The following is a 19,248-nucleotide window of genomic DNA, read 5'->3' on the forward strand; positions in this document are numbered from 1 at the left end:
GGTCAGCCGGCGCGAACGCTGCCGGCCCCCTCTCCCATCCATTGCGCCAGGGTCTCCAGCGGCACCGGCCGGCTGATCAAATATCCCTGAGCCTCCTCGCACTGCATGTCGCGCAGCGCCGTGAGTTGCTCGCGCGTCTCGACTCCCTCCGCGACCGCCGTCATCCGGAACGCCTTTGCGAGTCCGATCACGGTGCCAACGAGAGTGCGGCCGAGTGGATCGCGCGGCAGGCGCAATACGAAACTGCGGTCGATCTTGAGCGTGTCGATCGGCAGCTCCGCGAGACGGCTCAGCGACGAATAGCCAGTGCCGAAGTCGTCGATCGCCACGCGCACGCCCGCCTCACGCAGCGCATGCAGTTTTCTGATCTCTGCATTGGAGTCCCCCACCAGCATGCCTTCGGTGATCTCCACATCGAGGATGGTTCGCGATCCGGTCTCGGCCCGCATCAGCCGCAGGAAACGTTCGCTGAAATCGGTGCGTCGGAACTGCAACGGCGAGACATTCACGGCCACGCGAAAGTCCGCCAGCGCCGGCCGCACACGCTCCGCGTCTCTGGCCGCCTGCGCCACGATCCATTCGCCGACCTCTTCGATCAGCCCACTGCTTTCCAGAATCGGCAGGAATACCGCCGGCGGCACCAATCCCGTCTCGGGATCGCGCCAACGAATCAGCGCTTCGGCGCCGGCCACACGTCGATCGTGAATGGCGATCTTGGGTTGGTAGTGCAGCTCGAACTGGCCGAGGCTCAGCGCGTTGCGCAGCTTGTGTTCCAACGCGAGCCGCGCCACCACCGCGGCGTGATGAGCCGCACTGTAGAGCCGATGACGCGTGCCCGAAGCCTTGGCTTCGCGTAACGCCAGCTCCGCGTTCTCGATCAGCGAATTCGCATCGGCGCCATCGTTGGGATACACCGCCAGTCCGGATCTCGCCAAGACCGGAATCCTCCGGCCGTCGATCTGGAAGGGCTGCGCGAACAACGCATCCAGATGGGCCGCGAGCAGGCTCGATGGTGAGTCATCCGCGGCCATGTCGAGAACGATTGCAAATGTTCCACCGCCCAACTGCGCCAGCAACTCGGTGTCGCCGACCCGGCTACGCAATCGATCGGCGACGTGCTCCAGCAACAAGTCGCCCGCGTGGCGCCCGAACGAGTAGTTGATGACACTGAACTGCTCCAGGTCGAACACGCCGACCCCGAGCGCCCGATCCGTGCTCAACGAGCTCAAGCGCAGCGCCAGACGCTCGCTGAGCAGCGCTCGTTTGGCAAGACCGGTGCGCGCGTCGAAGTGCGACAGCATCTGATGCTGAAGATGCTGGAGCGCGAACGACAGGTTTGCGGCGATCTCCTGCAGTGTTCGCAATTCCTCATCGCTCACGATCCAGGCCTGCGCCGACGTCAACAGCAGCACGCCGACGACGGTCTTGTCCACGATCAACGGCAAGGAAACGGTCGACTGAAAGCCTGCGGCCTTCATCAGAGTGCTGATCCGCGCCGTCGCCGCTGGATCGACCAGCGCATTACAGACGTAAGGCTGACCCGTGTTGAGGACGCGGCCGATCGGCCCGCTGCCTTGGGTCGCAGCGCTCGACAACGCCGCCCGCAACTGCTCCGTCAACTGCGTATCGCGGCCAGCGCACGCGATGGCTTCCAACGTACCTTTGGTGGCGTTTCTCAGCATCGCGACCGCCGAGCTGTAGTCGCCGATGGCCACGGTCAGCCGGCACGCCTCTTCGAACAGCTCAGTGCGGTCTTCCACTCGCACGATGAGCGTGTTGATCCCGCTCAACAGGCGCAGCGTTCGTGTCGTTCGGACCAGTTGCTCCTGCTGCCGACGGCTCTCGATCAGCGTGGCAGCCAGATCCAGCGCACGCTCGATCGCCGGCACCAGTCGTTTCAGATTCTGTTTGAGGATGTAGTCGGCCGCGCCTCGATGCAGGGCCGCGATCGCGCGCTCCTCACCCAAGGTGCCCGAAACGAAAATGAAAGGAACGTCCTCGGCCAATTCACGCGCGATGCGCAGCGCTGCATAACCGTCGAATCCCGGCAGACTGAAGTCGGAAAGAATGACGTCCGGCTGAAACTCGCGCAGGCCGTCGTACATTCCCGACTCGGTGTAGACACGCCTGAAGATCCCCTCGAGCCCGCCGTGGCGCAGATGTGCGATGACGATCTCCGCGTCCTCTTCCACATCCTCGATCAGCAACACCCGTAACGTGCGTCCCGACGGCGCATCGGCAGAAGAGATCGCCACATTCCGGCTCATGCGTCCAAGAAAACATGGCGCCGTACCAAGAAACAGATCTCTTTTGGCACACGCAGCTCCGGCACTAATGCGCGCCGGAGATGACTCACGACAGTGTCTTTGGATGCCGGTAAATCACCGGCGATACGTGCGGCGGCTGGCTCCGAATCTGCGCCGGAGGCAGCCGCCGATGACGCTCTATTACATGGGTTTGTACGTCAGCACCGTGAACGTGTTCGGATGCTGTTCGGCTCCATCTTGATGTAGTCCCAACCCGTGTTGGTGCTCGGAAGCACGGCCGACCGATCCAGCGTGTAGAGCAAACCACCATCGGCGTGCGCCGCGGCCATCCCCAAGGCGAGCACGGAACCGAGCAACAGCGATCTGGATTTCATCGAGGCGTTCTCCGAACAATGGATGTTCTGTTCATCTTCTAGATTCTTGGCGCGCGCAGACAGCCGGCGACATCGCTCAACCCGACCGGCGCAGGCTTGCCGGCCCGATCGAGCACGTCGGGATTGGCAGTGACGGTGCGGGCGACCGCCGGCGACAGGCGAAAATCACCCGTGAGCTGCGGATCGACCTCCGCGATGCCCGTGCCGAGCTTGACGACGCCTGCATCCGCGGATGACGTTGCGCCCTTCTCATTGGCGAACAGCACGCTGTGACTCACCCAGGCCTGCGCGTTGTTTTTGGTGCTCACACCCCTGGGCTTGTTGCCCGTGATGATTGAATTGGTGACCAGCGCGCTCGCGTCCTCTTTGAGATACACGCCGTCGAGCTCATTGGCCTGCAACACCGAGTTATAAACCCGGATCGATGCGTGAGCCGCGCCACCCACACCGACACCGTGGTTGCCGCGAATGACGGAGTTGCACAGGCGCAGCTGCGCCGTTTCACGGACCCAGATGCCCACGTGTCCGTCGACGATTCTCAGATCCGTCGCGGTCACGTTGCTGGTACCGCGCGCGCTCAAGCCCATCTTCTCGAAGTGATCCAGCGCGACGCCACTCACAGCCGCGGTCGAGTTCATGATGAACACGCCGTGACCGTCGTAGATGTCGTCCTCATCGCTCGCCACGTGCAAGTTGCGAAACGAAAGATTACGCAGCGTCACATCGCTGCCCTTGATCAGCATCGCGGTGGACGCCGGGCCATTCTTGCCGTCGATCACGGCGCCCAGCTCCCCGGCCAGATGAAGTGTTTTGCCATCGACCACGACATACGCGCGGATGACGTAGTCCTCGAACTTCACATCGCGAGGCTTCTCGACGGCATAAGTGCCGGCGCGGATCAGCACGGTATCGCCATCGGCGGCGCGATCGACGGCGGCCTGAATCGCTTGATTGCCCTTGAACGCGCAGTCCTTCGCCGTCGCGCCCGCCGGACACACGACCCACGTTTTCGGCGCGGCGGCGGACGCTGGCAACGCCGCCACGATTCCTGCGAGCAAAACGGTCCCTAGCAGCGCAAAACTGCGCCGCGCACGCACTGTCATCATGATGATTGGCCCTTAGGTAGCTTCGATGGGTCGCTGCGCGAACTGTCGCGACAGCACTCCGGACATCAACGTAATCAGCACGGCACCGCTGCCGACGACAGCACCGTGCAGCAACCAGAACTCAGCGGGCGACAGCGCTTCGTAGAAGCGTCCGAGCCAGCCGCTGAAGATGCCGCCGAGGAAAATGGCGAGGTAATAAGCACCGACCATCGTGCTGTTCACGGCTGGCGGCGCGGCGCGCGAGACGAGCGCCAGCGTAATCGGCCACACGTAGAGATAGCCGATGGCGCACATGAAGTGAAACACCGTCGGCCACAGCACGGAGACCGTCGCTCCGCCGGAGAGCCACTCGCTCACGCCCAACAACACGCACGCCAGGGCAAAAGCGACACAACCGATGGCGATCTTCGCGAGGTCGCGCGGCTCCGCGCCCCGCGCAGCCTGACGTTTCCACAGCCAGATCACCAAAGGGGCGAGCGCCAGCACTGCCAACGTATCCAGCGACTGAAACCAGGTCACCGGAATCGACAGATCGAACACGCCGCGGTCGACCCGGTCCCGCAACCAGATCGGATACGTGTTCCAGACCTGGGTCTGTCCTGCCCAATACAACGACGTGATCGCGATGACGCCGGCGAGGGAGACGACGATGCGACCGTCGCCTGGCTGCAGCTTCGGACGGCTCGTCGTGGCGTCGAATGTCTTGTCCGCGGGAATATAGCCACGACCGCTCAGATAAATCACGATGCCGACCAGCATGCCGATGCCCGCGGCCCCGAAACCGTAGTGCCAGCCATACAGCTCGCCCAACGTCCCACACACCAGCGGCGCGACAAACGCGCCGGCGTTGATGGCGAGGCAGTACATGGAGAAGGCCGAATCCCGGCGCTTGTCATTCTTCGGATACAGATCGCCGACCTGAGCAGCCAGATTGCCTTTGAGCAAGCCCGAGCCAAGAATCAGTGCAGCCAGCGCGAACAGGAACGCCGCCTCGAATGCCATCATGAAATGACCGGCGGCCATGAGGATGGCGCCGATCACCACCGCACGGGTGCGACCGATGAATCGATCCCCGAGCATTCCGCCCAGCACCGGAAAGAAATAGACCAGGCCCACATACAAGCCGAAGATCTGCGACGCCAGCGCCTGCAACGACAGCGGCCCGAAGATCGATTCGACCACCGCACGAAACTCAGTGAATGCCGCGACGTGCTCGATCTGCCCCGGCTGCAACAGATAGCCGACCATGTACAGCATGAGCAGCGCCTGCATGCCGTAGAACGAGAAGCGCTCCCAGCCCTCCGCGAACACGATGTACGCCAGGCCACGCGGATGACCCAGAAACGTGCGCTGGTCAGGAGCAGCCTTCGTCGAAATCGCGGCCGCGCTCGAGTCGCTGCCGTTGCGAGCCCGGCCGCTGGCGGCCATCGCTCCAGACACCGCCTGGTCGTTACCGCTCATTGCGCGCTCCACGATTCGTTCCAGTCGATACCGTGGTAGTCCTCGCGCTCCCAGTAGAAGCGCGACCGCGGCCGCTCGTAGTTGCCAATCTCGTTCATGCTGAGGGAATCGTAGAGTCGGCCGTTGAGCATCGTGTAGCGCACCGTGTTGGTGTTGTGGATGTCATCGAGAGGATTGGCATCGAGCACGATCAGGTCGGCGAGCTTGCCGGGCTCCAGCGAGCCGATCTGCGCGTCGAGCGCGAGCGTCCTGGCGCCGTTGAGCGTCGCGGTCCGCAGGATTCGATGGTTGCTCATCCCGCCTTGCGCGAGCAGCCACATCTCCCAATGCAACGACAATCCCGGCACCTGGCCGTGCGACCCGGCATTGATGACCACGCCCGCGTCATCGAGCTTTTTCACAGAGCGGGAGACCGCGCGAAAGCCTACGTCCCACAGCTCATCCGCGACGTTCACGCCCGTCATGTTTCTGACGTGGGCCGGCGCAGCGCCCGGCGCGAGCACCGGGCTATAGCTGCTCGACACTTCCTGGACGAAGGCCCGGACCTTTGGATCTTCCCAGGCTCGCTGGGTCTGATAGAGATAGTTCTCGCCGAACAGCTCACCGAAGATCACCAGCAACGTCGGCGTGTTCGACGTCGTGCCGTGTTTCATCAACTGCACGAGGTCGTCGTAGTAGTTCGCCACCGGGAAGTTGTGTTCGAGGCCGGTGTGACCGTCGAACAACGCGGTCACCATCGTGTAGAACTGCCCCTCGCCCTCCACGTCCACCATCACGCCCGCCTCGCGCCCCGCCTTCACCAGCATTTGCCGCTGAAAGCGCGCCGGCTGGCGATAGCTCTTCACGAACGTGCCGCCCTGGGCCAGCTTGCGTGTCATCAACGCCTGCGCATCGGCATAACTTTCGATGGGCACATAGCTCGAATCGGACATCTGCGGCCGGCCGTAAGTCGCCAGACCCGCCGCGATCCAGCGCGGACTCACCGTCAGTCCTGCCTGGTTGGTTTCATTGCTCTCGTAGGCCACCAGATCGGTGTTGTAGGAATATGGATCGAAGTTGGTGGTCACGCCGAAGGACAGCTGCGCATATCGCGTCGGCTGTTTCTGCGGCATGACGCCGGTTCCGTTACAACACTCGGTGTGCCCGTGCATGTCGACCAGCCCCGGCAGGATGGTCTTGCCCGAAGCATCGATGACTGTTGCGTTCGCGGGCACGCTGACTGAATCGGCCGGGCCAACCGCCTCGATCTTGTTGCGCTCGACGACCACCGTGCCGCGCTCGATGACTTCATCGCCGCGCATCGTGATGATGCGCGCATTAGTGAACGCGACCACGCCCTGCGGAACGTCACCCGGCGCGGTCACATCGACCTTCGCATAAGGTTGGGCCGCAACGAAACTCGTCGATACTTTGGATGGATCGGCTGGAGCACGGGTCGACAGCCTGGCCACATCGGCTCGATAAAGATCGGGCCCCAACGTCCAATGCAACGACGAAGAATCGTTCGCCCAGGTCAGCGATGCGCCGCTGCTTGAAGTCAATTTGAAGACCGGTGCAGCCTGACTCTGCGCCGACACTGTCAACGGGCTGCCGGTCTCTCGATAGCGCGTGACGTAATACTGCTGACGATCGCGGAACGCGATCCAACGCTGGTCCGGGCTCAAGCGCAGGTCGAGCGTATCCACATCGGGCGTGCGTACGTGCTCGCGCTCGTCGAATCCTTGAACATTCACGCTCATCAGCTTGCGAACGCCCTGCGCCGCAATGACCACATAATAGAGACGAGAGCCGTCGGCGGAAAATCTTGGCGTCTCGTCGGCGTCAGTCACAAAGCGCGCCTTGCCGCCAGCGGTAGGCACGACGTAAAGCCCGGGCTTGGCACGGAAGCCGCCCAATGTCTTGTCGCCGGCATTGATTCGATACACCAGCGACTGCCCATCGGGCGAGAACGACGGCTCGCGAATCACACCAGTCGAGCTGCTGACGGTGCGCGCGTTGCCTCCCCGTGCTGGAAGGATCTTGAGAGTGCTGCCGCGATCGTCATCCCATTCGACATACGCGAGCTGCTTGCCATCGGCCGACCACGCGGGTTCGAACTCAAATGCGGTGGCAGACGTGAGTCGAGTCGACTTGCCGTCCGGCAGCGGCTTGCGCCACAGATGCCCGAGGGCCGTGAACACCACGCTCTTGTTGTCGGGAGCCGGCGCAATCTGGCGAACTGCACGCGCCGTGACTTGGGCCGGCGCGAGATCGTGCGAGAAACGGATCGCGTCGGTGATGCGATGCCTGGCAGTGGCCTGGAAAGGAATCTCCACCGCTTCGGCACTGCGCGTATCGACGCGATAGAGCTTGCCCTTGCCCCAGATCGCGATGTGTCGATTGTCCAGGAACCAGCTGAAGCGCGGGTAATACGCGCTCTGCTGTCCATAGGAGGCTTGCATGTCGCGGTCGAGTCGATCGTAGACCGGCCGTTGTACGGCACTGTCCACGTCATAAACAAACAACACCGTTTTCTCTTTGACGCGTCGGACGAACGCCAGCTGTCTGCCATCGGGAGAAATCTCCGGCGTGGTCGCGCTACCGAAGCCGCTGACCAGCGACTCGGTCTGGCCTGTGGCGAGATCACGACGGCGCACGGCATAGTTGATGTGATTCGCGTCGACGAAAACAAACGTCGATGCATTGGTACGCTCGGTGTAATAGAGATATCGGCCATCCGGCGAGAAACGTGGCTCCTGCACATCCAGGCCGTTTCTCACCGACTGCACCACCGAGCGTCCTTCGCCGCCCGCGAGATCGACCTGCACGATCTCCGGTGAGTTGCGTTTCGGAAACGCCGCATCGAGCTTGACCGCGACGATCGACTCATCCTGCGGTCCCCAAGCCGGCGCACTCAGCATGTTCACGGACTCATGCGTGACCTGGTGCGGCTGGGAACCATCGATGTTGGAGATCCAGACATTGTCGACGCCGCTCGCGTCGCTGATATAGACGAGGCGGCGGCCGTCGGCGCTGAACGCCGGCATACGTTGCATGGCCGGTCCGCTGTGAACCACAGTCGCGGTGCCGCCCGTTGCGGGCAGCGTGTAGATGTCACCGAGCAGATCGAAGGCGAGCGTCCGGCCGTCGGGACTCACGTCCACGCTCATCCAGGTGCCTTCGGTCAGCGTCAGCTGCGCTTCGCTGTAAGGCTGGCCGGTGTCATTGACGTCCCAGCTGCCGGCTGCCAAGGCCGTGCCGCACAGAATGAGCGCGGACGCTCCGACGAACCGAAGCAACGCTGGTGACCCCATTCGCTCCCCCTCACGCGATATCGACGACAGGAGCATAGCCAGCGAGCTTCGACTCAGGGTGCAAATACCGAAGCCGGTGGTGAGACCGGTGCACCCCGCTACGCTCGAGGCGGCTTGAGCTCAGGATGCTCGGCGAGGATGCGCGCGGTCAGCCATTCGCGGAAACGCTTGATCAACCGCGATTCCCAGCGATCCGCCTTGGCGATGAAGTGCCAGACGCCAAGCGCCGGCGGCATGAAACTTGGCTGGCCCTTGCCGATCTCGACCAGCCGGCCGGCGGCCAGGTCCTCGGCGCCGACCAGGCAATTGGTCAGCGCGATGCCTCGACCGTGACGCGCGGCATCCAATGTTAAATGGCCCTGCCACAGGCGCGGACCTGCCAGATCGACCGCGGCACGCACGTCGTGAGCCGCCAGCCAATTGCGCCAGCGGTCGAAGTTATCTTCGTGCAGCAGCTGGTGACTGAGCAGATCGGCGGGCTGATGAACCTTGGGCGAGCGCGCCAGATACTCGCGGCTGGCGACCGCCACGATCGGCGCATGTGCCATTTCGACGCTGCGAAAGCCTTCGGGAATCTCCGACGGCATCCCGTATTTCGCCACCAGCCGGATGTCGAGATCGGTGTTGTAGGAGACGAAGTCGGGGCTGCGGTCCGAGGGCCGCACTTCGATATCGAGCCCGGGATTGGCCTGTTCGAACTCGCCCAGGCGCGGCGACAACCAATGCAGCGCGAACGCGGGCATGCAGCGAATCCGCAGCCGATGGGCGTCGCCGCCGTTGATCAGGTCAAGGGTTGCGCCAGCAATGCTGTCGATGGCCGCCGAGATCTGCCGGTGATAACGCTGGCCCGCCTCGGTCAGCACCGCCCCACCCGGCGTGCGCTCGACCAGCTTGGTGCCGATCCAGTCTTCGATGGTTTTGAGGTGCCGGCTGATGACGCCATGGTCGCGGCACAGGGATTCGGCCGCGCGCCGGATGCCCCCAAACCGGGCGACGGCATCGAAAGCCCGCAAGGCTTCGAATGGCGGCAGAGCCCGGCGCGAGTGAATCGGCCCTGCGGGAACGTTCGACTGGGATTTCGGGTCGGCAAGCATCGCGGAGCCTCCGGTCGCGGTCCGAACCACGTCCTTCGGCCCGCGCTCAGTCTGAGAGTTGTGATAGCTATGGTGCCACGCTGAGCGCCGACCGCAACCTAAACTGCGTTGGCCCATCGACGGCGCGGCGACGGCAGTTGGCCGCCGCCGCGCCAGCTATCATCCGGTGGCTGATCCTAAAACTCGTAATTCACCCGCACGCCAACCACGCGCGGCCGCGTGCGGTTCGCGTTGTTCCAGTTGTAGTACGGATCAATCCACTTGTTCTCATTGGTCAAATTGGTGCCGAACAGCTCCACCGTGGCCGCATTCCAGGTCACGCCGACGCTGGCATCGAGCAGGCCGATGGCATCCGAGGTCTGCGGGATGTACTGCGGCAGGAATGACGTGCGATCGATGTAGGTCACCGCGTCACGATAGTTGTAGTCGACGCGAATGAACGACGGCAACGCCGCCACATCGAAGCCGACCCGACCGCCCACTGCGTAGCTCAGCTCCGGCACGTAGTCGACCGGATCGCCGGCGATGCTGGTGGAGTTGAGCGCATCGACTTCCTTGATCTCGCTGTCGGTGTAGGCCGCGTTGGCATAGAACGTGAGCGCCGAGGCGGGCTGCAACGTCACACCCGCTTCCACACCCTTGACCTCGACCTTGCCGATGTTCGAGGTGTTGGACTGCAGATTGTTGAGCGCCGGAACGAACTGCAGGCCTCGACGCAACATGTCCTTGTAATCGCTGTAGAACAACGCAACCTCGAAGCCCAGGCGGCGATCCAGCACCGAGCCCTTGGTGCCCAGCTCGTAACTGATCAACGACTCCGGCTTGTAGTCGGGCAACGTCGTGCCGCGATTGAAGCCACCGCTGCGGAAGCCCTTGCCCACGCTGCCGTACATGTTCACGTTCTCGGACAGCTTGAAGCTGGCGTACACGCGCGGATCGGTGGAATGGAAGCTCTTGCTCTCGAGATAGATGCCATCCGAGCCGGTCTGATCGTCGACGAAATAGCGCACGCCGGCGCCGAGTTTGAAGCGCTCGGTGATGCGATAAGCCGCATCGGCGAACACCGACGTCGATTTGTATGTGTCGTCCTGACGGAAGAAGCTGCGCGTCACCAGGCCCGCGGCCGAGCGCGACAGGCCGTCGCGATAGAAATAACGCTTGGCATCGCGGTAGAACGCACCGAGCGTCCATTCGAGCGCGGCATCGCCCGTCGACGTGAGCCGCACTTCCTGCGCGAACTGCATGGCCGACACGTGACGCTCGTTGGAGCTTTCAAAGCCGGCCGAGGTGGTCTGCGGGCCGGAGATCGTGGTGTACGGATATTGATTGTCGTGATCGATATACGTGGTTGCGCTCAGCAGCTGGAAGCCGCCGAAGTCGTACGTCATGGTGAGATCGTACAGATCGTAATCGTATTTCTTCGGCACCAGCGCCCAGGCGCGATCCACGCCGACGGTGACGGTGTGATCGGCGTTCTCGTAGCCCTGGCCGAGCTTGATCTCGTTACGATGCGCGATGATCTTGGCGTTGATCGCGAATTCGTCGGTCACTTGCCACAGGGCGCGCACGCGCGCGTTGATGACGTCCTGACCATTGCCATCCTTGATGCCCGCCTGTGGCTGATCCTGCCAGCCACCGCCCTGCTCGGCGACCGCGGCGATACGGATCGCGAACTTGTCGGCGACCAAAGGAAGATTGATCGCACCATTGATGGTCTCGCGCTCATCGCCGCCCGACACCGACGAGATCGACCCGCCAAGCGTGCCTTCATAACGATCCAGCACCGGCGCCTTGGTGATGTAACGAATCGCACCGGCCACCGAGCCCTGTCCGTACAGCGTGCCCTGCGGGCCTTTCAGCACTTCGACGCGCTCCATGTCGTGATAACGCGTGTCGAGTTGATCGAAACCGGTCAGCGAAATCGGCGCCTCGTCCAGATACACGCCGACCAGCGCGCCGGTGCCGTACTGGTTGCTCAGTCCACGCATGAAGATGGTGTAGCTGCCCGGGCCATCCTCGCGCATGGTCAGGCCGGGCACCGCGAATGCCAGGTCCTGGATGTTGGTGAAACCGCGATCCTGCAGCATCTGGCCGTCCAGCACGGCGATGGCGATCGGCACTTCGATGATCCGTTCCTCGCGCTTCTGCGCGGTGACCACCACTTCTTCCAGTCCATTGTCCGCGTTCTGGCCGAAGCCGGTCAGCGGCTGCAAAACCGCAACCATCGATGAGATCAGTAGTGTCGTCGACTTGGTGCGCATGGCACTCGCTCCCCGTGTTTTGTAATTGCGATACTCAGAATAGAAACAGCACGCGGAGCCTGGGTGCGAATGCGACCGTCGTCGGTGTGCCTCACACACCATGCTCGCGCGTGGCGCATCAAGGCTTCAATGTGACCCGCTGTAGTGCGACTGCGTTGACCTTCGCGGCGCCGAACGCGATTGGGAACGGCTCATTCCGGCCCCACGCCTCCGCCAGGTCCGCGTAATGCGGGCTGCCGATCTGCGATTCGTTACCAGGCGTGTTCAGGCCGACCGAACGGTCCCAGTCCTGCACGTCGAAGACGAACATCACCGACGCGCCCAGCCCTTGATCGGCACCGCTCTCGCGCGCCGACCCGGTCAACTGAATGGTTTGCGAATCGCCGCCGCGAGGCACCGGTGGAATGTGGACCAGCGACGCATTCTCCGGCGTGACCAGCGGGTGCGTGAAACGAGCCTGATGGATGCTGCCCCAGGTCCACCTGGACGGATCGTTACCCGCGAGCCTGGTCAAGTTGGCGAGGGCTTGATCGAGCGCGGTCAGCAAAATGCGGTCACGCTCTTGCTTCGGGTTGGCGCCGAAATCCGCATCGGGCTGTTCCAGCCACTGGATCAGTCGCCGGATGTCGTAGCGGTTGTAGCCTCGCACCGTGTCCGGCAGCTTTTTCGCGTAAGTCAGCGGATTCAACTTCAACAGCCAGTATTCGTAGATCGCCGCCGCGACCGAGTCGGCGTCGACATTGTAGTCCCACTGCAGCAGGCGCTGGATGGCGTCGCGTAACTTGGGATCGTCGCTCGTGACGTTTTTGAGCAACGGCAGCAGACGACGCGCCGGCAACGACGCCACGTCCCCTTGCAGCCGCGACAGGTCCTGCAAGCTGAACTTGCGGTCCTGACTCAACACTTCGACGATGCGGTCGTAACGATACGGCGTGAGGTACTCGAACGTGAAGTCGGGTACCGGCTGATTCGGGAAGATGCTCGGGAACACGTTGTTGTTGGCCGAACCGTAGAAGCCGCGTTCGCCGTTGAGCGAGCGTGGCAGCTTGCTGGTGGGCACATAGCCGGCCCACTCGTACTTGCCCTCGTGACCGGGCACCGGGAACAGGCCGTCCCAGTTCGGACGCACCGGCGTCAGACCCGTCGAGACGTAACCGTAATTGCCCTTGGTATCCGCGTACACCAGGCTGTGATGGCCGTACCAGGCGTTCGCCACTTTCGCGGTGAACTCTTTCCAGTTCCGGGTCTGCATCAGACCCAGCGAACCGAGATAGCCATGACCGCCGGTTTCATAGCCGGTCCAACGCATCGCGTAGGCGCGTTGACGAGCCGCGTCTTCGTACACCAGCGGCCCGTGGATCGTGGTCTTCACTTCGAAACGTTCGCTCGGCGCGCCCTTCACGGCGATCTGCTCGACATCGACCTTCATGGTGCGCCACTCGCCCTTGTAACGATAGCGATTGACGTCGGTCGGATCGGTCTGCTCGACGTATAGATCCTGCTGGTCGCCATTCAGAATCGTGAAGCCCCAGGCGACGTGCTCGTTGTGACCGATGGTCACGCCCGGCAGACCGGGCTCGGTGGCACCGATGACATTCCAACCGGGCGCCACCAGATGCACCCAATAACGTAACGCCGGGTTCTGCACTTCACGATGCGGATCGTTGGCCAGCAGCGGCATGCCGGTCGTGGTCTTGCGACCGCCCACCACCCAATTGTTGCTGCCGATGCCGCTCTCCGGTCCGCGCACCGGCAGGTACGCCTGCGAAATTTTCGGCGTCGGCGCCGTGGGCTTGAACTTGAAGTCGAAATCGCTGGCGTCGCGCGTGATGTTCAACAGGTTGGGATTGATATCGTTGAGGTCGAGGCCTTCCGGCACTCGCAACGGCGTCGGCGGATCGGTGATCATGACTTCGGCGGTCTTGGCGAGGCCCATGCTCTTCACCGCGAGCGCTCGCGCCACTTCGCTGGAAGCATTGCGAGTGATCGCCCACACCGGCATGCGGCTCAGCAAAGTCTGCGGTGTCCAGGCCGGCTCCGGCTTGAAGCCGGACAATTCGAACTCCACGGGAAGCTTGTTCTGTGCGAGGGCGAGGCGGATCGCGGTATTCACGCCGTCCGCGAACGCCTTGAAGATCACCGGCCCCTCAGGATGATATTTACGGAACTCGGCATCCCAGTCGCCGCGATACTTCATCACTCGCGCGAAGCGATCGCGCTCGACATAGTCGGACCCGAGCACTTCGGCGAGCTTGCCTTCGGCGTTACGACGCCACAGCTCGATGTTCCACATCCGATCCTGTGCGGCGACGAAGCCCTGCGCGAAAAACAAGTCGTGCGTGTTCTTGGCATAGATGTGCGGAATGCCCCATTTGTCACGCACCACGTCCACCGGCTGCTTCAGACCGGTAACGGTGAGCTGCCCTTCGTGCTGCGGTTGAGCGGCCCTGGCGCGCTCGGCGAAGTCCGCCGCCGTGGCTGCCGGCACGCACGCGAGTGTCGCCAGCAACGTGGCAATGCTCATGCGTAGCTTTGTTCTATTCATGATGTCCCCGTCGATAGAGAATAAAGAAATTTCGCGCGCTTACGGCGCTTCCTTCACCACCAGCCATCGGCCGGCCCACTTCGCCGGCTTTACGTTCTCGACGCGCTGCTGCTTGCGCCCGGCCTCGGTGAGATACGTCACTGCCACCGTCACCGGCGCGTTGCCCGGCAATCCGAAATGCACGGGCATCGCACTCTGCGAGTCGTAGCCTTCGGTCGGTGACACCAGCCGTGAGGCCAACAACGCGCCCTTCGCGTCATACAGGCGCACTTCCGATCCGGCACGCGTCAGATGGCCCTCGCGATCGAGCACCTGCACCAGGAGGGAATATCGCTGCGGCTTCGCCGGCAGATCATTGCGAAGAATCAGATGATGGCCCGCCGGGTTGTAGGCTTCGGTGAACGACAGGTCCAGATCGCCGTCGTTGTCGTAGTCAGCCCAAAGCGCGGCGTGATCGCCCGCATGCAAGGCGCTGCCCGGCGCCAACATCTCGACGAAGCGGCCACCTGTGTTACGCAACAGGTGATCGACCGAGCGATATTTCCCGTTCTCGCGTTCGTAGCCGGCGATGACCAGATCCAGCAGACCGTCGTTGTCGTAGTCGCCCCAGTTCACGCCGACGGCCATCTTGTCGCCCGTGATGCCGACTTCCTGCGCCACGTCGCGGAACTTGCCGCCGTCGTTGCGATAAAGAATGTTGGCGCCATACACCGTCACGTACAGATCGAAGTCACCGTCGTTGTCGTAATCGCCGACCGCGCAGTTGACTCCGCCCTCTTCCAGCGAGCGATTCGGCTGCTGAATGTTCAACTCACCGGCGATATCGGTGAACACGCCGCCGTCGTTGCGGTAGAAGCCGTCCTTGTCGCCCTGCTGATTGGCCACGAACACATCCAGGTCGCCGTCCTGGTCGAAATCGAACCAGCACGCGCCGACGCTGCGGCGGGGATCGTTGATCTTCGCCTCGCCGCTCACGTCGACGAAGGTGCCCCCATCGTTGCGTAACAAACGATTGGACGAGGCGCGCTGCGTGACGAACAGATCGAGATCGCCGTCGTTGTCATAGTCGATCCAATTCGCCTGACGCGCGTTGGGCCCGGGCGCCGCCACGCCCGCCGCCTTCGCGACTTCGGTGAAGCGTCCGTTGTCGTTACGGAACAGCAGGCCGCCGACGATCGTCTCGCCGAGACGCCCGACCGTGCCGCCGCGCCCGGAAGTCGCCGCGTACAAATCCACATCGCCATCGTTGTCGTAATCGCCCCACGCGAGACCGCGCATTTCCGCGCCTTGCGTGGGGAAGCCGACGTCCGGGCCCACGTTGGTAAACACGCCCTTGTCGTTTCGATACAAACGCAGCTCGCCGGTGCCGAAAGAGACCGCCAGATCGACATCGCCGTCGCCGTCGAAATCCGCCCAGGCGGATGCCAACGCGCCCTGCTTCGCAAACAGCTCCGGCTGCACCGGCGTAAACGCAGGCCCTGGCGCCGGACTGGAGGCGGCGCTGGCCTGCGCCGCGACGACGATGGACAACACACCCCAGCGACGAAATAGCTCGTTCATGGCAGGCTCCGTGGTGCCTTCGGATCAGCGATACAGATCCGAGACCGCGTTGAAGAAATCGTTGTCGAGAATGACTTCGGCGAAGCGCGGCTTGGATCGCGCGCTGAGCGTGACGATCACGAGCTGCAAGGCCGGATTGATATAGATGTACTGACCGAAAATGCCGCGCGCACTGAAGGCACCGTCGGCGAACGTGCCGTCGCGTCCCGGCACCGGCCACCACATGTAGCCATAGTCGACGCGCTGGCCGCCGATCGTTCTCGAGGTGCCGGCTTCTCTCATCCAGCCCGGCGGCAGGATGCTTTCGGTACCGACGATGCCGCCTTCGAGGAAGAACTGACCGAAGCGCGCGTAGTCACGCAATGTCGCGTTGATGCCGCTGCCGGCAGCTTCGAGACCGCCCGGAGCTTCCAGCCACCAATGCGCGGAATGTTCCATGCCGATGACCGACCAGATCTTTTTCGACAGATAGTCCGATACCCAGCCGCCGGTCACAGCATTCAACAACACGCCGATGACGTGAGCGTCGCCCGTGCCATAGACAAAGCGGGTCCCGGACGGAGCGATGCGCGGCCGACTGGCCAGATAACGCAGCACGATGCCGGGCTTCTGCTCGATCTGCAGCTCCAGCATGCGCCGCCGCTCGGACGCCGCCAGCGTATGCGTCTCGTCCCAGCACAATCCTGTGGTCATCTGTAACAGATGACGCACCGTGACGCCGTCATAAGCGGTGCCCTTCAACTGCGGCAGGTAGTGCGTCAGCTGATCTTCGACACTCTTGATCAACCCGTCGCGAATCGCCGCGCCGACCAGCGTCGTGCCCACAGACTTGGCCACCGACATGGAAATCCAGGGCGTGGTGGCATCGTTACCGAGCTCGTACTGCTCGAGCGCGACTCTGCCGTTCTGAAGAATCAGCAGGCCGGCGACACGATTGCGCGATACGTAGTCGACCAGATCGTATGAGCCGGCCGCGGTCGCAATCGTGACATCGTCGATCTGATCGGCGGCCCGATGCAGCGGTCGCACATGTTTGCCTCGTGGAATCTCCCGCTGCGCGAAGATCCAGCCCCGATTGCGAAACAGATCGAGCTGCGTCCCCGGCATCACCTTGCCGGCGTAGAAGTTGCGCGTCAGGCGGGCGGCATCGCTTTCTTCCTCGTCCACCCCTTCGGCGCGCAGCGTCTGCGCCGCCCCTGCCTGCATCTCGTGCATGACTCGACCCCATCCGACTGTTTCGTGATGGGATCGTTATACGGAGCGAGAAAAAAGCCGCGGTTGCAAAAGTTGCGGCTCCCGGTGTCCCGCCGACAACGCGGCGGCCGGTCCGCCGATCATCTCTTATAAGACGCCACCGCCACATCATCCAAACCCACGCGGTTCAACAGGACCGGATAGTGAGGGTGCTGTCGCAGGGGTTTCAGGCGGGGATCGGTGCGTAGAAACATCAGACAGTTGGAGCGCTTGGCCACGGCATCATCGAGCAACGTGATCGCGCGCTCCTCATCGCCGATGCTGAGATAGGCGGCGGCCGACTCATACGGACAGACATAGGTGCCCGCGCTCGCCGCCCTCTCGAGCAGCGGCATCACCTTCTCTTTTTGTCCCGCATATCCGTAGGCCTGTGCCAGCATGATCAGCGCAACCGGCGAGCCATCCAACTCGGCGCCCCGCTCCGCAAGTTGCACGGATCGTCGATAGTCACCCGCGACGTAGGCACCCACGCCTGCGCCAGAAAACACGGGCCCGACATCCGGGTGTTGTTCCATCTTCTTATCGACCCACGCTCGCGCGGCCTCGCTCTCACCCACCATGAACAGCGCCCAGTTACCCCAGTCCGCCATTTCGACGTTGAGCGGATCGAGGCGATTGGCGTCGGCCAGCGCGCGCTTGACCTTCTCCGCCTCGCCGAGCCCCGAGTAGTACAACGCAAATCCCAACTCCGTCTGTGCCAGCGTCGGATCGCGACGCTTCGCCTTGCTCAAGGCGATCCAGGCATCCTTCCAGCGCCACGCCATCACATAAGTCAGCCCCAGGGAAGACCAGGCTTCGGCCGAATCGGGTCGCAGCTGCTGCGCCTCGGACAGTGAGTCGACCACCTTCTGGAGCATGTTGATCGGCGGTTCGAAATAAGCAAACAACTGCCGATAGGCATCGCTGCGAGCGATAAAAGCATCGAAGAATTTGGGATCCAGGGCGATGGCCTGATCGAACAGCTCGATCGCGCGCGGCAGGGAGTCATGGCTGAGCAGATCCAACTGATAACGCCCTGCTACATAGGCCTCGTACGCTTGCAGATTGGTGGTGGGAAACTCATCCAGCGCGCGTTGTTCTCCCGCGAGGATCGCCACCTTCAAAGACTCCGACACCGCGCCGGCAATGGCGGACTGCATGGCGAACAGATTCGTGTCGTCAGTGCGTCCTTCATAGTCCTTGTCCCAGACGACGAGGCCCTTACGCAGGTCTTCGAGCTCCACGGTGATGCGCAGCTCGTTGCCCGCGGAGATGCTGACGACGCCATCGAGCACATATTGAACGTCGGGCAGCTGACGTCGGATGTGATCGCGCGATTTGTTGTCCCGGAACGTAAACGCGGACGGCGCCGGCACCACCCTCAGGCCCGAGATCTTCCTCAAGTTACGAATCGCTTCACGAGTGACCTGATCCGCGAACGGCCGCCAGGTATCGGGCGCATCCCCCGAAACATCGAAGGGCACGACCACGACATAGGGCAATTCGGGTGCCGGTTGCGCATGCCACGATGCGAACGTGCGCCACCCAATCAAAGCCACGAGCAGCACCAGGCCAGCGGCAATCACCACTGGCACGCGCCAGGTCGGTGCAGCGGAGACAGCAACAGCATCGGTCACAGGCGGCGGCGCCGCCGACGGGTCGCCTTCCGGAATGACGGTGACCGGAGCGATGAACTGATAGCCCCGGCCGCGGATGGTGAGGATGGTCCGTTGCAGCTCGCCGCTGTCGCCGAGGATCTTCCGGGCGGTCTTGACGTGATTGCTCAACGTCGCGTCCGACACCTCGCGCCCGTCCCAGACTTCCCGAAACAGCTCTTCCCGGGACAGCACCCGGTCGCGATGCCGGATCAGATACACCAACAGATCGAAGACCTTGGGTTCCACGGGGACAGCCGCGTCCCCGTGACTGATCCGGTACCGGGTGGTATCGATGCTGTAGTCGGCAATCTGGTATTTCAGAGGCAGTCCCTGCAACCGTTATCGAATCATTACCCAAAAATTATCCAAACACCAAGCAGCCTTACGTCACGGCGG

The 19,248-nt window shown here is 62.8% G+C and carries 11 protein-coding genes; all 11 read right to left on the bottom strand.

What is annotated here, in order from left to right:
• Window positions 1-2: 2 nt before the first annotated feature.
• The 11 genes from EKO19_RS20205 to EKO19_RS20250 all read right to left on the bottom strand — a co-directional run bounded on the left by EKO19_RS20205 (window position 3) and on the right by EKO19_RS20250 (window position 19,188).
• A complete protein-coding gene (locus EKO19_RS20205; protein WP_175597125.1) occupies window positions 3-2,255 on the bottom strand; it encodes an EAL domain-containing response regulator in 2,253 nt (750 codons plus the stop codon).
• A gap of 209 nt (window positions 2,256-2,464) precedes the next feature.
• A complete protein-coding gene (locus tag EKO19_RS38360) occupies window positions 2,465-2,641 on the bottom strand; it encodes a hypothetical protein (RefSeq protein WP_157995353.1) in 177 nt (58 codons plus the stop codon).
• 38 nt (window positions 2,642-2,679) lie between these two features.
• Window positions 2,680-3,684 carry a right-handed parallel beta-helix repeat-containing protein gene (locus tag EKO19_RS20210; protein WP_217705473.1) on the bottom strand — a complete coding sequence of 335 codons (1,005 nt, stop codon included), beginning with the start codon at window positions 3,682-3,684 and terminating at the stop codon, window positions 2,680-2,682.
• A gap of 75 nt (window positions 3,685-3,759) precedes the next feature.
• Entirely contained in the window at window positions 3,760-5,208 is a 1,449-nt protein-coding gene (locus EKO19_RS20215) for a peptide MFS transporter (protein ID WP_217705474.1), read from the bottom strand.
• On the bottom strand, window positions 5,205-8,501 hold the full coding sequence (locus tag EKO19_RS20220; protein WP_175597126.1) for an amidohydrolase family protein: 3,297 nt from the start codon (window positions 8,499-8,501) through the stop codon (window positions 5,205-5,207). Before EKO19_RS20220 ends, EKO19_RS20215 begins: the two co-directional genes overlap by 4 nt.
• A 98-nt stretch (window positions 8,502-8,599) precedes the next feature.
• A complete protein-coding gene (locus EKO19_RS20225; RefSeq protein WP_129778247.1) occupies window positions 8,600-9,595 on the bottom strand; it encodes a LysR substrate-binding domain-containing protein in 996 nt (331 codons plus the stop codon).
• Window positions 9,596-9,771: 176 nt separating this feature from the next.
• Window positions 9,772-11,856 (bottom strand): TonB-dependent receptor, encoded by a 2,085-nt coding sequence (locus EKO19_RS20230; RefSeq protein WP_129778248.1) that lies wholly within the window; start codon window positions 11,854-11,856, stop codon window positions 9,772-9,774.
• A gap of 118 nt (window positions 11,857-11,974) precedes the next feature.
• The gene (locus tag EKO19_RS20235; RefSeq protein ID WP_129778249.1) at window positions 11,975-14,401 is read right to left on the bottom strand and encodes a penicillin acylase family protein; all 2,427 of its coding nucleotides are present in this window, start codon (window positions 14,399-14,401) and stop codon (window positions 11,975-11,977) included.
• A 39-nt stretch (window positions 14,402-14,440) separates the two neighbouring features.
• A complete protein-coding gene (locus EKO19_RS20240; RefSeq protein WP_129778250.1) occupies window positions 14,441-15,961 on the bottom strand; it encodes a CRTAC1 family protein in 1,521 nt (506 codons plus the stop codon).
• 24 nt (window positions 15,962-15,985) lie between these two features.
• Window positions 15,986-17,176, bottom strand: a complete 1,191-nt coding sequence (locus tag EKO19_RS20245; protein WP_217705475.1) for a serine hydrolase domain-containing protein — start codon at window positions 17,174-17,176, stop codon at window positions 15,986-15,988.
• 119 nt (window positions 17,177-17,295) lie between these two features.
• Window positions 17,296-19,188 (bottom strand): winged helix-turn-helix domain-containing protein, encoded by a 1,893-nt coding sequence (locus EKO19_RS20250; protein ID WP_217705476.1) that lies wholly within the window; start codon window positions 19,186-19,188, stop codon window positions 17,296-17,298.
• Window positions 19,189-19,248 lie beyond the last annotated feature (60 nt).

This window comes from Peristeroidobacter soli (assembly GCF_004138485.1).
Classification (GTDB): domain Bacteria; phylum Pseudomonadota; class Gammaproteobacteria; order Steroidobacterales; family Steroidobacteraceae; genus Steroidobacter; species Steroidobacter soli.

Excerpts from the sequence above, each read along its gene's own strand:
- EKO19_RS38360 (WP_157995353.1), bottom strand. The coding sequence starts at position 2,641 with ATGAAATCCAGATCGCTGTTGCTCGGTTCCGTGCTCGCCTTGGGGATG.
- EKO19_RS20215 (WP_217705474.1), bottom strand. The coding sequence starts at position 5,208 with ATGAGCGGTAACGACCAGGCGGTGTCTGGAGCGATGGCCGCCAGCGGC.
- EKO19_RS20220 (WP_175597126.1), bottom strand. The coding sequence starts at position 8,501 with ATGGGGTCACCAGCGTTGCTTCGGTTCGTCGGAGCGTCCGCGCTCATT.
- EKO19_RS20225 (WP_129778247.1), bottom strand. The coding sequence starts at position 9,595 with ATGCTTGCCGACCCGAAATCCCAGTCGAACGTTCCCGCAGGGCCGATT.
- EKO19_RS20230 (WP_129778248.1), bottom strand. The coding sequence starts at position 11,856 with ATGCGCACCAAGTCGACGACACTACTGATCTCATCGATGGTTGCGGTT.
- EKO19_RS20235 (WP_129778249.1), bottom strand. The coding sequence starts at position 14,401 with ATGAATAGAACAAAGCTACGCATGAGCATTGCCACGTTGCTGGCGACA.
- EKO19_RS20240 (WP_129778250.1), bottom strand. The coding sequence starts at position 15,961 with ATGAACGAGCTATTTCGTCGCTGGGGTGTGTTGTCCATCGTCGTCGCG.
- EKO19_RS20245 (WP_217705475.1), bottom strand. The coding sequence starts at position 17,176 with ATGCACGAGATGCAGGCAGGGGCGGCGCAGACGCTGCGCGCCGAAGGG.